Origin of the sequence: Cellulomonas sp. Root485 (assembly GCF_001426705.1) — a bacterium.
In the GTDB taxonomy this organism is placed as follows: domain Bacteria; phylum Actinomycetota; class Actinomycetes; order Actinomycetales; family Cellulomonadaceae; genus Cellulomonas.
This window is the reverse complement of the sequence record NZ_LMFC01000003.1, coordinates 604,042-616,640: the sequence shown is the minus strand read 5'-3', so window position 1 is coordinate 616,640 and position 12,599 is coordinate 604,042. Positions and strand designations below refer to the sequence as shown.

The 12,599-nt window shown below is 72.3% G+C and carries 17 protein-coding genes; 7 read left to right on the top strand and 10 right to left on the bottom strand.

All coding sequences use genetic code 11. The features are described from left to right. The first annotated feature begins 1 nt into the window (after nt 1). Nucleotides 2–1,132, top strand: a complete 1,131-nt coding sequence (locus tag ASD16_RS16750) for a hypothetical protein (protein ID WP_055920032.1) — start codon at nt 2–4, stop codon at nt 1,130–1,132. Here ASD16_RS16750 and ASD16_RS16745 read toward each other — a convergent pair. The 4 genes from ASD16_RS16745 to ASD16_RS16730 are packed head-to-tail and all read right to left on the bottom strand — an operon-like array spanning nt 1,079 to nt 4,253. Next, on the bottom strand, nt 1,079–2,320 hold the full coding sequence (locus ASD16_RS16745; RefSeq protein ID WP_082570919.1) for an MFS transporter: 1,242 nt from the start codon (nt 2,318–2,320) through the stop codon (nt 1,079–1,081). The two genes, ASD16_RS16750 and ASD16_RS16745, sit on opposite strands and share 54 nt — an antisense overlap. Before the next feature lie 31 nt (nt 2,321–2,351). Beyond that, nucleotides 2,352–3,416 carry a GNAT family N-acetyltransferase gene (locus ASD16_RS16740; RefSeq protein WP_055920029.1) on the bottom strand — a complete coding sequence of 355 codons (1,065 nt, stop codon included), beginning with the start codon at nt 3,414–3,416 and terminating at the stop codon, nt 2,352–2,354. A 49-nt stretch (nt 3,417–3,465) separates the two neighbouring features. After that, entirely contained in the window at nt 3,466–3,921 is a 456-nt protein-coding gene (locus tag ASD16_RS16735; protein WP_055920026.1) for an SRPBCC domain-containing protein, read from the bottom strand. After that, nucleotides 3,918–4,253 carry a helix-turn-helix transcriptional regulator gene (locus ASD16_RS16730; RefSeq protein ID WP_055920657.1) on the bottom strand — a complete coding sequence of 112 codons (336 nt, stop codon included), beginning with the start codon at nt 4,251–4,253 and terminating at the stop codon, nt 3,918–3,920. The genes ASD16_RS16735 and ASD16_RS16730 overlap by 4 nt, the downstream gene beginning before the upstream one ends. 58 nt (nt 4,254–4,311) lie before the next feature. Here ASD16_RS16730 and ASD16_RS16725 point away from each other — a divergent pair, with 58 nt between their 5' ends. Next, on the top strand, nt 4,312–4,644 hold the full coding sequence (locus ASD16_RS16725) for a hypothetical protein (RefSeq protein WP_055920024.1): 333 nt from the start codon (nt 4,312–4,314) through the stop codon (nt 4,642–4,644). Here ASD16_RS16725 and ASD16_RS16720 read toward each other — a convergent pair. The 3 genes from ASD16_RS16720 to ASD16_RS16710 are packed head-to-tail and all read right to left on the bottom strand — an operon-like array spanning nt 4,641 to nt 6,324. Continuing rightward, on the bottom strand, nt 4,641–5,150 hold the full coding sequence (locus tag ASD16_RS16720) for a GNAT family N-acetyltransferase (protein WP_055920021.1): 510 nt from the start codon (nt 5,148–5,150) through the stop codon (nt 4,641–4,643). The genes ASD16_RS16725 and ASD16_RS16720 overlap by 4 nt on opposite strands. Next, nucleotides 5,147–5,758, bottom strand: a complete 612-nt coding sequence (locus tag ASD16_RS16715; RefSeq protein WP_055920018.1) for a LysE family translocator — start codon at nt 5,756–5,758, stop codon at nt 5,147–5,149. The genes ASD16_RS16720 and ASD16_RS16715 overlap by 4 nt, the downstream gene beginning before the upstream one ends. Nucleotides 5,759–5,781: 23 nt before the next feature. Continuing rightward, on the bottom strand, nt 5,782–6,324 hold the full coding sequence (locus ASD16_RS16710) for an NUDIX hydrolase (protein ID WP_235523372.1): 543 nt from the start codon (nt 6,322–6,324) through the stop codon (nt 5,782–5,784). A gap of 22 nt (nt 6,325–6,346) precedes the next feature. Between ASD16_RS16710 and ASD16_RS16705 the strand changes: the two genes are divergently transcribed. Both ASD16_RS16705 and ASD16_RS16700 read left to right on the top strand, forming a co-directional pair. Then, nucleotides 6,347–6,871: a GNAT family N-acetyltransferase gene (locus tag ASD16_RS16705; RefSeq protein ID WP_200942975.1), complete on the top strand. Its 525-nt coding sequence runs from the start codon at nt 6,347–6,349 to the stop codon at nt 6,869–6,871. A 37-nt stretch (nt 6,872–6,908) separates the two neighbouring features. Further along, entirely contained in the window at nt 6,909–7,895 is a 987-nt protein-coding gene (locus ASD16_RS16700) for a diacylglycerol kinase family protein (protein WP_055920011.1), read from the top strand. Here the strand turns inward: ASD16_RS16700 and ASD16_RS16695 are convergent. From ASD16_RS16695 to ASD16_RS16685, 3 genes are read right to left on the bottom strand one after another with little or no spacing between them, the layout of a single operon-like run. Continuing rightward, a complete protein-coding gene (locus tag ASD16_RS16695; RefSeq protein WP_055920008.1) occupies nt 7,892–8,668 on the bottom strand; it encodes an arylamine N-acetyltransferase in 777 nt (258 codons plus the stop codon). The two genes, ASD16_RS16700 and ASD16_RS16695, sit on opposite strands and share 4 nt — an antisense overlap. Then, nucleotides 8,665–9,573, bottom strand: coding sequence for a universal stress protein (locus tag ASD16_RS16690; RefSeq protein ID WP_055920005.1), 909 nt, complete (start codon nt 9,571–9,573; stop codon nt 8,665–8,667). Before ASD16_RS16690 ends, ASD16_RS16695 begins: the two co-directional genes overlap by 4 nt. After that, entirely contained in the window at nt 9,570–11,030 is a 1,461-nt protein-coding gene (locus ASD16_RS16685) for an amino acid permease (RefSeq protein ID WP_055920002.1), read from the bottom strand. The genes ASD16_RS16690 and ASD16_RS16685 overlap by 4 nt, the downstream gene beginning before the upstream one ends. A gap of 145 nt (nt 11,031–11,175) precedes the next feature. Here ASD16_RS16685 and ASD16_RS16680 point away from each other — a divergent pair, with 145 nt between their 5' ends. The 3 genes from ASD16_RS16680 to ASD16_RS16670 all read left to right on the top strand — a co-directional run bounded on the left by ASD16_RS16680 (nt 11,176) and on the right by ASD16_RS16670 (nt 12,589). After that, nucleotides 11,176–11,577, top strand: coding sequence for a hypothetical protein (locus ASD16_RS16680; protein ID WP_055919999.1), 402 nt, complete (start codon nt 11,176–11,178; stop codon nt 11,575–11,577). Between the two features lie 132 nt (nt 11,578–11,709). Beyond that, nucleotides 11,710–12,129: a DUF5684 domain-containing protein gene (locus tag ASD16_RS16675; RefSeq protein WP_055919996.1), complete on the top strand. Its 420-nt coding sequence runs from the start codon at nt 11,710–11,712 to the stop codon at nt 12,127–12,129. Between the two features lie 70 nt (nt 12,130–12,199). Next, nucleotides 12,200–12,589, top strand: a complete 390-nt coding sequence (locus ASD16_RS16670; RefSeq protein ID WP_055919993.1) for a PPOX class F420-dependent oxidoreductase — start codon at nt 12,200–12,202, stop codon at nt 12,587–12,589. Nucleotides 12,590–12,599: the final 10 nt, after the last annotated feature.

Here is a 12,599-nt window from a genome sequence, read left to right as displayed (position 1 = left end):
GGTGCGGACCAGCCGGTCGGTCGTCGGAGCGTGGGTCGTCGTCGCCCTCCTGGTGGCGTGCGGCCCGGCGCGAGCCACGGACGACCCGCCGCCCGGTCCGGCGTCGTCGCCGGGCACGACCCAGCCCGGTGCCGGCTGGCGCCGCGTCCCGGACGGTCCGCTGTCGGCACGCCGGACCGCGACCGTCGCGTGGGTGGCCGACCGCTTCGTCGTCGTCGGTGGCGACGACGGTCCGCCGTGCCCCCCGAACTCGGACTGCGCGGTCCCGACGGGCGAGTGGCGTCGCGACGGCGCCACGTTCGATCCGGCCACCGGCGTGTGGGAGCAGATCGCCGACGCTCCCCTGGAGATCCCGTGGGCGACCACGGCCGTCGTCGACGGCGTCCTCTACCTCCTGACGGACCGGGGCAGCGACGGGCCCTCGGCACTCCTCGCCTACGACGTGACGACCGACCGCTGGGCGACGCTGCCGATGCCGCCGGACGGTTCGGGACGGCTGGTCGAGCACGGCGACGTGCTGCTCTGCGTGCCGACCTCCGACGAGTCGGGCGCGGCAGTCGACTCCTGGTTCGACCCCACGACCAGCACGTGGCACCGCCTCCCGGAGGACCCGCTGGGCCCGAGCTACGACCGGTCGGTGGTCGTCGTCGACGGACGCGTGATCCTCACGGCGAAGGACCTGGTGCCGAGTCCGGGGTCGGGCACGCCGTCGCTGGTGCGGCTCGCCGAGCTCGACCCGACGCTGACGACGTGGACGGTGCTGCCGGACAGCAAGGTCATCGGCTCGGACCCGGTGTCGGTCGCCGGGCGCTTGGTGTTCCCGGACGTCGGTGGCGCGGACGGCGGTGCCGTCGGCGGGTGGGGCCGTCCCTACCCGTACGGGGGAATCTATGACCCGGCGTCGGGGACCTGGGCCGACCTGCCGGAGGTCAGGGGCCGGAGCTCGTGGCCGCGTCTGGTGATGGGCGACCGGGTCAGGGTCGGCGACGTGCTGCTCGACCCGGCCGACGGCAGCACGACGGCCGTGCCGGCGCACCCGTGGACGGATGCGGACTCCCCGGTGGTCGCTGCGTCGCCGTCAACGATCTTGGCCTGGGGCGGGGGCGCCGCCGGGTATCTCCTGACCCCCTGACGCGGTCAGGGTCGGGAACGACCGTCGTGCCACGACGATGATCACCAGGCTCACCACCAGGAGGCCGACGCCCACGTAGGGCAGGGCTCCGAGTCCGGGGCCGACGAGCACGAGCGCCCCGAGCGCTGCACCGCCGCCGATCCCGATGTTCGCGCTCGAGTTCACCAGGGCGCCGATGACGTCGGGGGAGCCGCCGTGGGTGCGGATGGCGGCGGCCTGGAACACGGACGCCATCGCGCCGAACGCCCCGGACCAGACGGCAGCGGCGACGAGGACGCCGACCTGCGACGGGAAGACGAGGCCGAGGGCCAGCAGGCCGAGGGCCATGACGGCGTGCACGACGAGGGTGCCGCGGCGGGGGTGCCGGTCGAGCGAGACGGCGGCGTAGGCGGTGCCGACGAGGCCCACGGCGCCGAGGCCGAGGAGCACGGGACCGACGGCGGTCTCGGGGAGGCCGGTCGCGAGCAGGAGCACGGACACGTAGGTGTAGACGGTGTACTGGGCCAGGTAGGTCAGCATGTTGGTGGTCGACACGATGCCGAGCCGTCGGCGTCGGTCGGTGCGGGTGTGGTCGGCGTGGGGTGCGTCGTCACCGGAGACCGCGGGCAACAAGGTGGCGACGAGCATCGTGGCCAGCGCGCACCCGGCGGCGAGCACCAGGAACGCGTTGCGCCAGCCGACGGCGATGCCCAGGGCCGTGGACAGCGGCACCCCGAGGACGAAACCGGCGGACGCCCCGGCGGTGACGAGGGCGAGCGCCCGGCCGGTGACCTGCGGCAGCACGAGCCGGGACGCGTACCCGATGCTCAGGGAGAAGAAGAGCGCGTGCGCGATGCCCCCGACGGCGCGCCCGGCGGCGACGAGGCCGAACGACGGGGCGATCCCGACGAGCGCGTTGCTGACCGTGTAGGCGACCAGGGTCACCAGGAGCAGGCCCTTGCGGGGCAGCCGCCGGGTGCCCAGCGTCAGCGGGATCGCGAGCGTCGCCACCATGAACGCGTACACGGTGACCAGCAGCCCGGCGACGGACTCGGTGACCTCGAGGTCGGAGCTCATCTGCGGCAGCAGCCCGACGGGGACCAGCTCGGTGGTGATCGCGACGAACGTGGCGAGCGTGAGGGCGACCAGCCCGCCCGCGGCCTCGCGCACTGTTCCCGGGCGCCAGGTGGTGGGGTCGGCGCGGGTCACGGGTGCATGCTCGCACGCACCCCGGACAGCCTCACACGGGTCGCTGCCACTCGGCGTCGACGCTGGCCTGCCGGAAGCCGAGCGCCACGTTGATGGCGAGCATGTGCGCGTTCTCCTGCGCGTTCCAGGTGTGGATGCGCTCGGCGTGCGGGCGGACGCCGGCGAGCGCGTCGAGGACGGCGATCTTGGCGACCATCCCGAGCCCGTGACCGCGGTGCTCGCGCAGCACCAGGGTGTCGCCCTGGTAGACGACGGCCGGCCGGTCCAGCGGGTACCGGACCTCGGAGAAGCCGGCCAGCGTGCCGGTGGGCACGTGCTCGACGACGGCCACCAGGAAGCCGTGCCCTCGACGACGGATGTCGGCGCCGTCGGCGAGGACGCGCTCGGCGTCCCACGGGTCCTCGGTGAGCTCGAGCCCGGCGGAGGGGGCGTCGGTGCTCATCCGCGTCCGCAGGACGGCGAGGCCGTCGAGCCACTGCGGGGCGAACTCGTCCTGCATCAGGTGGACGCGGTAGTCGGTGCCGGGATCACGTCGGAGGTGGTCCACCGTGGCCGGCAGGTCCAGGACCGAGTGCCGGACCACCTGCTCGAGCGTGAACCCGCGCGCGAGCGCGAACCGGGTGGCGTCGTCGTGCGCGGGGATCCGGCCGCTGCCGGTCGGCGACTCGAGAGCGTCCGGTCCGGGGGGCGGCTCGGTCCGGTAGGAGGAGTCGGAGATGACGGTGCGCCGCCCGGCCGCCCGGGCGAGGTCGAGGCCGGCGTCCCAGAGTGCCGACCCGATGCCGCGCCGCCGCCAGTCGGGGTGCACGCCGACGTAGACGACGGCCAGGTGCGCGTTGCCCACCAGTGGCAGACCGATCATGGCTCGGCCGACGACGGACTCGGGAGTGCGTGGCGCTCCCGCCGGGAGGGCGACCAGCCGGTGCACCGTGCGGTGGGGCTCGGTCAGCGTCGCGCGCGTGGTGGGGACGTCGAGCGAGAAGTCGGTGGAGCCGTGGATCGCGAGGTCGACGGCGTCCCCGACCCGGACCGTCCCCTCGACGGCCCAGGCGTCGGGGTGGTCCGGGTCCGCGGGGACGTGCACGAGGTCGACCATCGGGTCAGCCTCGCGCGCCGTCCCCGCGGCGGGCAACGTCAATGCCGCGTCACACCCGGACCAGGTAGGCCTCGATGCGGTCGAACGCCCCGTTCCAGGCCTGCTCGGCGAAGAAGTCGCGCAGCTCGACGGACGGGAACCCGGTCTGCACGACGGACATGAGCGTGGCGTCGCCCTGCGCCTCGAACGTGACCTCGATGTGCGTGGTCATGGTCATGCCGTCGGGGCTGCTGCCGGACGACTCGGTGACCAGCCGGTGCGGGCGGTCGATGACGAGGAACGTCTGCGTCTCCCGGAAGAGGTGGTCGCGGTCGGGCCCCCACACGGCGGTCTGCTGGCCGCCGACGCGCAGGTCGACCTCGATCTCGACGACGCCGGGCTCCTCGTCGAGGATCGAGAACCAGATCTTCTGCTTCTCGGCGTCGGTGTAGGCGTCGAACACCTGCTCCGGGGTGGCGGGCAGGACGCGCGAGGTGCGCAGCTCGAGGGTGGTGTCGGTGGTCATTGGTCCGTGCCTTTCTGCAGGGTGAAGTAGGCCTCGAGACCGTCGAGCCGACGCTCCCAGAGCCGCTGGTAGAAGGAGATCCAGGCCATGGCGTCGTCCAGCCGTTCTTCGCCGAGGCGGCACTGCCGGAACCGGCCGACCTTCTCGGTGCGGACGAGGCCGGCGTCCTCGAGGACCCGTACGTGCTTGGTCATGCCCGTGAGGGTCATGCCGTGCGGCTCGGCGAGCTCCCCGATGCTGGCGGGGCCCTCTCCGAGCCGGGTGAGGATGTCGCGCCGGGTCGAGTCGGCCAGGGCCGAGTAGATCCGGTCGAGAGTGTCATGCTGAACCATGTGGTTCACCATACGACACTGAACCGATGGGTGCAATGACGGATCGTAGGATCAGGGGGTGCGAGCGATCAGAGGCAGGATCGGCGTCGTCGCGGCCCTCGTGCTCGCGGTGGCGCTGGCCTTGTCGGCGCTCGCCGGGCTGAGCACGCGACCGGCCGGGATCCCCGGTGACGGACCGTGGGCGGTGCAGCTCTCCGAGCCGGAGGGCGACTGGGCCGCCTGCCTCGACGACCCGGCGCTGACGAGCCCGACGACCTGGGGGTCGACGGTGACGGCCGTGTTCGAGGACGGAGCGACCGAGCCGGACGTGCAGCGCGTGCTCGACTGCCTCGACGACGCGATGACCGGCGGAACCGTCCAGGTGGGCACCGTCGACCCGGTGGACGCCTAGGCAGGATCGCGCTCGCGCACGAGCCAGACGATCTCGCCCGCGTCGTCGACGGTCACGTGGTCGCGGCGGAACCCGAGCTTGTCCAGCACCCGCAGCGAGGGCGCGTTCCACGGCCGCACGGTCGACCAGATCCGCGTCCGACCGGTGCCGAAGGCGGCGTCGAGCACCGCGCGGGCCGCCTCCGTGGCGTACCCGTGACCGTGTGCGGACGGCAGCAGCTCGTAGGCGAGCTCGGGCTCGTCGAGCGTCCCCCGGCCGACGATGATCGCGCAGTACCCGAGCGGCTCGTCGTCCTCGCGCCGCCGCAGCACCAGGGCGCCGATCCCGATCGTCCGCACGAGGAGCGCCATCGCCGCGATCCGCTCACGCGCGTCGTCGACGGTGAACGCGCCCGTCCCCCGCGCGGTCAGCAGCTCCGCGAACCACGGGGCGTCGGACTCGACCTCCGGCGTGAGGACCAGCCGCTCGGTCTCGAGGCGCAGCGGCATCGGCGCGAAGCCGGTCACCGGTCGGTCAGGGCCAGCTTGGCGCCGAGCGCGACGAACGCCCCCGCGAAGGTCCGGCGCATCCACAGGACCACGCGCGGCCGGGAGACCACCTGGGAGCGCACGGCGGCCGCGAACGCGCCGTAGACCGCGAACACGACGAACGTCATCGCCATGAACACCCCGCTCAGCGCCGTCATGTGCAGGAGCGCGCCGGGCTCGTCGGGATGCACGAACTGGGGCAGGAACGCGAAGAAGAAGATGGTCAGCTTGGGGTTGAGCACGTTGAGGAGCACCGCGGACCAGATGACGCGGCCCGCCGAGAGCGGCTCGGTCTGCCCGCTGACCACGATCTCCGACCGGTCCCGCCACATGCGCACGGCCATGTAGAGCAGGTACGCGACGCCCAGGAGCTTGAGCGTCTGGAACGCGACGGCGCTCGCGTTGAGCACCGCGGCGAGCCCGGTCATCGCGGCGACGACGTGCGGCACGATGCCGAGCGTGCAGCCGAAGGCCGCCACCAGGCTGGCGCGCGTGCCCCGCGAGAGGCCGGCGCTGAGCGTGTAGATGACGCCCGTGCCCGGGGTCGCGACGATGACCAGGGTGGTCAGCAGGAACGCCACGGTCATGCCGAGCAGTCTGCCCGTGCGGGCTACCGGGTGGCCAGGACCTCGTCGATGACCGTCCGCACTCGCACCGCGAAGTCGTCGGGCGTCCCGTCGGGAAGGTCGTCGACGTCGAACCAGGCCACCTGCTCGCTCTCGTCGCTCACCACGGGCACCGCGTCGGCGGCCGCGTACGCGACGAACCCGACGTCCCAGTGGGTCCGGCAGCGACCGAAGGAGGCGGACAGCTCGTGGCGGTGCACGTCGGCCGGCAGCCGTCCCCCGGGCGTGAGCGACGCGATCCCGCCCTCCTCGCGCGCCTCGCGGTACGCGGCCTCGGCCAGCGAGACGTCGCCGGGCTCCAGGTGCCCGCCCAGCTGCACCCAGAACTGGCCCTTGCGGTGGAAGCAGAGCAGCACGCGCGCCAGATCGGGGGTGAGTACGAAGCAGCTGGCCGTCAGGTGCGCGGCGGCCAGCGACCGGTCGACGGCAGCGGCTCCGGAGGCGGTGACGAACGCGCGGTACTCCTCCAGCAGCGCGACCTGGGCGGGGTCGTGCGGCGTCCACTCGTCGAGCACGTCGGAGATCACCGCGGCAGCGTACGGTGCCGTGGTGAAGCTCGAACGCCGGACCGCACGCCTGCTCATGCGCCCGTGGCGGGAGGCGGACCTCGAGCCGTTCGCGGAGCTGAACGCCGACCCCGAGGTCATGGAGTACTTCCCGAGCACCCTGACGCGGGCCGCCAGCGACGCGCTCGCCGCCCGTGCGCAGGCGCGGCTGCAGGAGAACGGCTGGGGGCTGTGGGCGCTCGAGGTGGACGGCCGGTTCGCCGGGTTCACCGGTCTGGCGCGGCCGTCGTGGGACCGGTCGATGGTCGAGGTGGGCTGGCGGCTGCCGCGCTGGGCCTGGGGGCACGGGTACGCGACGGAGGCTGCGCGCGAGGCGCTGGCCGTCGGCTTCGACGAGGTCGGTCTGGCGGAGATCGTCTCGTTCACCGCGGTGCACAACGAGCGCTCCCAGGCGGTGATGCGACGGATCGGTATGACGCGGGACCCCGCCGACGACTTCGACTTCCCGACGATCCCCGTGGGTCACCCTCTGCGGCGCTCGGTCCTGTACCGGATCACACGCCCCTGAGTGGCCGGTCGGGGTGCCCCGGGACATACTCGCCACCGTGACGACCCCCCAGGACGCGACCACCCAGCCCGCCGCCGAGCAGCGCGACGGGGGCGGTCCGCTGCGGACGGCGGTCATCGTCAACCCGAACCGGGTGGAGGGTCTCGACGAGCTCCGCGCGGGCATCACGGAGCAGCTGGCCGAGGCGGGCTGGCCGGAGCCGGCGTGGCTGGAGACGACGGCCGAGGACCCGGGCACCGGGCAGGCCGAGCAGGCGGTCGAGGACGGTGCGGCGGTCGTGTTCGTGGCCGGCGGCGACGGCACCGTGCGCGCGTGCATCGACGGGCTGGCGGGCACCGAGACGGCGCTCGCGATCCTGCCGGGCGGCACCGGCAACCTGCTGGCGACCAACCTGGGCGTCCCCACCGACACGATCGAGGGCGTGCAGCTGGCGCTGGACCGCGGCCGGCGCGTGGTGGACCTGGGTGAGGTCGAGGGCAAGACGTTCGCCGTCATGGCCGGCATGGGCCTGGACGCGGCGATGGTCGACGACGCCCCCACCAAGCTCAAGGCGGTGCTCGGCCCGGTCGCGTACGTGTTCTCGGCGCTCAAGCACCTCAACGACGCGGAGATGAAGGTCGAGGTGCAGGTCGACGACTACCCGGTCCTGCGGCGGCGCGCCCGGACGGTCATCGTCGGCAACGTCGGACGCCTCCAGGGCGGCGTCAACCTGCTGCCCGACGCGGAGCCGGACAACGGCCAGATGGACGTCGCCGTCCTCGCGCCCCGGAACCTCGGGCACTGGATCCAGACCGCGTTCCACGTGCTGCGCCCCGGCCGCAACAAGGTGCCCAACATGGAGGTGCTGCGCGGGTCGCGGATCACCGTGACCAGCGACCGGCCGCAGCCGCGCCAGCTCGACGGTGACGTCATCGAGGAGTCGGCGACGCTCGACGTCACGGTCCGTCCCGATGCCCTCTGGGTGTGCGTCTACCAGCCGGACACGTCGGAGGACCTGGCCGAGGGCTCCACCGAGCAGGACTAACCCAGCGCCGTCACCTGGTCGGCGCTCAGGGACAGCCCGAGGTCGCGGAGCACGTCACCCAGCTCGTCGTCGCCGATCGTGCGGTCCTCGACCTTGCCGTCGGAGGTCTCGACGGTGAACCGACGCCCGATCAGGGCGCGCACCCGTTCGTCGTCCTTGCGGATCACCACGACCTGCAGCACGAACCGGGACGTCGGCCGGTGCGACGTCGCGAAGTTGGCGACCTCGACGTCGACCAGGTAGGTGGTCTCGGGCGGGATCGTGTAGTGGGTCTGCCAGGCACCGTCGTGCAGCTCGTGCAGCTGCCAGGAGCCGTCGCCGAGCCGGACGGTCCGGAACGTCCAGGCGCCCTGGTGCGAGACGAACCCGTCGACGAGCGGGACGGGTTCGAGGAGCCCGGAGCCGAAGCCGGTGTCCGCGAGCCAGCGGCCGTCGACCACCAGCACCAGGTGCGAGCGCGGACGGGCGAGCACCGCGGGGTCGCCGATGCGGGCCAGGCGCCGCTCGACGGTGTGGCCGAGCCGTTCGAGCGCGGCACCGAGCAGGATGCCGTGCTCGTAGCAGTAGCCGCCGCGGTGGGAGTCGACGAGCTTGGCCTGGACGTCCGGGAGGTCGACGCTGACCCCGACGCCGAGCTGCACGTCGAGGTTCTCGAACGGGATCGCGGCGAGGTGGGCCCGGTGGATCGCGGCGAGCGCGTCACCCGGGGCGGCGTCGATCCTGGCCAGGTACGCGTCCAGGTCGAGGCGGTCGACGCCCCACGGGTCCGTCACAGCTCGTCGCGCGGCACGACGAGGACGGGCACGGGCGAGTGCCGGATGATCTTCGTCGCGCTGGTGCCCAGGAACACGCGCTGGAGCGTACCCGCGCTGGAGGACCCGAGGACGAGCAGCTCGTTGGGCATCCAGTCGACGGAGCTCAGCGCCTCGCTCCAGCTGGTCCCGGACGCGACGACGAGCTCGGTGTCCTCGTCCAGCTCCGGACGCAGAGCGGCCTGCGCCTCCGCCATCTGCTCGCGCCACTGCGCGGTGACCTCGGACTCGATGTCGGTGCCGATCTCCGGCGGGTACATCGTCGCGGAGCGGACCCCGAACGACGCGACCCGCAGCTGCACGTCGATCTCGCGCGTGAGCCGAGCTGCCCAGCGCACGGCCGACGTGGCGACCCCGGACCCGCTGAACGAGCAGGTCAGCCGGTGCGCGGCCACGTCGGTGGTGCTCGGCGCGCACCGGTACGCCCGGGGGGCGATGGCCAGCGGGACCGGGGAGGAGTGCAGCAGGTAGTCGGCGGTCGAGCCCACGACGACACGGCCCTCGGGCCCGTCCGGCGACGAGCCGAGCACCAGGGCGGTGGCGTCCCGCTGCTGGGCGAGGGTGGCCAGGGCGCGGGGTGTCGACCGGTCCGTGAGGCGGACGAGCTCGACGGTCAGGTCGTCCGCGCGGCCCGCGAGGAGCTCGCGCACCGCGGTCTTCGCCTCCTCGGCGCGCGCCTCGATCCACCCCTGCATCTCGCCGTCGACGCGCGCCATGGACGGCACGGTCCAGCCGGGCGGGATGACCGTCGCGACGACCAGGACGTTCGCGCCGGTGGTCTCGGGGAGCGTGCGGGCCAGGGTGATGCCGAGGTCGATCGCGCCGCGGAGGTCGCCGAACGGGTTGGCCCCGACGACGATCGTCATCGCCGGTCCTCGTCGTGGATCAGGTCGGCCTGGACGGCGCGCTGCAGCAGGGAGTGCTTGCGCCCCCACAGGAAGTAGAAGCCGAGCACGACGGCGAGCCACAGCAGGAACCACGCGTACGTGTACCAGTGCAGGCCGGACAGGATGTAGATGCAGGCGAGCACCGCGAGCACCGGGGTGACCGGGTAGCCGGGGACCTTGAACCCGCGGGGCAGGTCGGGGCGGGTGCGGCGCAGGATGATGACGCCGACCGAGACGACGATGAAGGCGATCAGGGTGCCGATGGACACCAGGTCCCACAGGTAGTCGAGCGGGATGAACGCGGCGAGCAGGCCGACGACGACCGCGACGATGACCGTGTTGTTCACGGGCGTGTGGGTGCGCGGGTTGACGCGCGCGAACGCCCGCGGCAGGAGCCCGTCGCGACCGATAGCGAAGAGGATGCGCGTCTGCCCGTACATCGTCACGAGGGTCACCGAGAAGATCGAGATGACGGCGCCGGCCGACAGGATGGTGCCCGGCCACGACGCCCCGACCACGTCCTGCAGGATCTTGGCGAGGCCGGCCTCACCCTGCTCGGGGTCGGCGAACTCCTCCCACGGCTGCGTGCCCAGGGCGGAGACGGCGACGAGGACGTAGATCGTGGTGACGATCGCCAGGGCGCCGAGGATGGCGCGCGGCATCGTCCGCTGCGGGTCTCGCACCTCGTCGCCGGCCGTCGAGATGGCGTCGAGGCCGATGAACGTGAAGAAGATCGTCCCGGCGGCGGCCGTGATGCCCGCGACGCCCCGGGGGGCGAAGTCCGCGAAGTTGTCGGCCTGGAAGCCGGTGAACGCGACCGCGACGAACATCAGCAGGACCGCGAGCTTGATGACGACCATCGTCGCGTTGACCTTGGCGGACTCGGACGCACCCCGGATCAGCAGGAGCGCGCACATCGCGACCAGGATCAGCGCCGGCAGGTTGATGAGGCCCGGCTCGGCGTCCCAGGGGGCGGCCGACAGCGCGGTCGGGATCTGCCAGCCGAACAGGTTGTGCAGCAGCTGGTTCAGGTAGCCGCTCCAGCCGACCGAGACGGCCGCCGTCGAGACGCCGTACTCCAGCAGCAGGCAGGCCGCGACACCCATCGCGACCACCTCGCCGAGCGTCGCGTAGGCGTACGAGTACGTCGACCCGGAGACGGGCACCGTGGACGCCATCTCGGCGTAGGACAGCGCGGACAGGCCCGCTGCGAGCCCGGCCAGCACGAACGAGACGATCACGGCGGGTCCGGCGTCCGGGACCGCCTCGTGCATGACGAAGAAGACTCCCGTGCCGACCGTCGCCCCGACGCCGAACATCATCAGCGAGAACGTCCCGATGGACCGTTCGAGGCCTTCGCTCGACCGCACCGTCATGGCGGTGATCGGCTTCTTGCGCCACAGCTGTGCCCTCAGGGACGCCTGCGGGACCGTCATGGGCGGGCCTCTCTGGAGGGCGTGTGTCGTCAGCCACCGTAGGAGCCGGGCGAACACGCGGCAATCCGTATCTCCTGCCGCTACCCGGGTCTCCTCCTTCCCATCGATCGCACGTCGCGGTCGGGAGACACGCAGGGGGCACATCATGAACACACGCAGGAAGCTGCTCGCCACCGGGGCGAGCGTGGCGCTGGTCGCCGCAGGGGTCGTCGGTGGGGCGGTGCCGGCCTCGGCCGCAGCGCAGTACGCGACGCTCTACATCACTCCCTCGGGGGAGCACCCGGGCTACTACGACGTAGTGGTCTCGGGACACATCAACGCCAGCAGCGGGACCGTCGGCATGCGGCTGATCGGCGACGACCCCGTGTTCAACGACGACCTGGGCGTGTCCCGCAGCGGTCAGGTGATCGGCGGGGAGTTCGCCCTGTACGCGCTGGTCTGGCACGGCACGCTCAACGAGGACTGGGAGGGCCGCGACGAGATCTTCGCCAAGGTCTCCGGTCCTGGTTTCAGCACCAGCACCGCGAACGTCAACGGCTACTTCTGAGTCGACCTCGGGCCGCTGCGGGGCACGCACCCGCGGCGGCCGCTCAGCCGCACAGGTGGCTCCCAGAAAGACACGGTGAGACGTGCGGCCAAACCGGTCACGGCGGACGACGTTTCTCGCTACTCTCCGCCCATGATCACAACTCTCGCCACCGAGGTGGCCAACACGACCGCTGCTGCGGGCGGCGGCGCAGGCGCCCTCGTCGGTGGCCTCATCGGCTACCTGCTCGTCGCATTCGCCCTGGTGGGCGTCTTCAAGAAGGCGGACGAGCCCATCTGGCAGGCCTTCGTCCCGATCTGGAACACCATCGTCCTGATCAAGATCTCGGGCAAGCCGATCTGGTGGATCGTCCTGCTCCTGATCCCGATCGTGAACATCGTGATCCTGGTCCTCGTCTACCACGGTCTGTCGACCTCGTTCGGCCACGGCGCCGGCTTCACCGTCGGCCTGATCTTCCTCAGCATCATCTTCCTGTACATCCTCGGCTACGACTCCAAGCCCTACCAGGGCGCCACGGGCGGCGAGCGCATCGGCGGCTACGCCACCGCCTGACCCAGCACTCCCCGAGACGGCCGTACCCCCACGGGGTGCGGCCGTCTCGTGCATGGGTGACCATCGCCCGATGACGACGATCGATTCCCTGGCCGACGAGGGCTTCATCTCCCTGACCACGTTCCGGAAGTCCGGCGTCGGTGTCCCGACGACCGTGTGGGTGGGCCGCGACGGCGACGCGCTGCTCGTGACGACCCCGAGGGGCAGCGGCAAGGTCAAGCGACTGCGCCGGGATCCGCGCGTCGAGCTGTCGCCGAGCAGCCGCCTGGGGAACGTCGACGACGACGCGGTGGTCGTGCCGGGAGTCGGGGAGGTCCTCGACGACGCCGCCGCGCGCGAGCGGTGCAACGCGATCATGCTGGAGAAGTACGGCCTGGAGTACCGCGTGATGATGGGCATCGAGAAGCTGGGCCGCAAGGGCGACGACAACCGGGTGATCCTGCGCATCACCGGGGCGTAGCCTTCCCGCC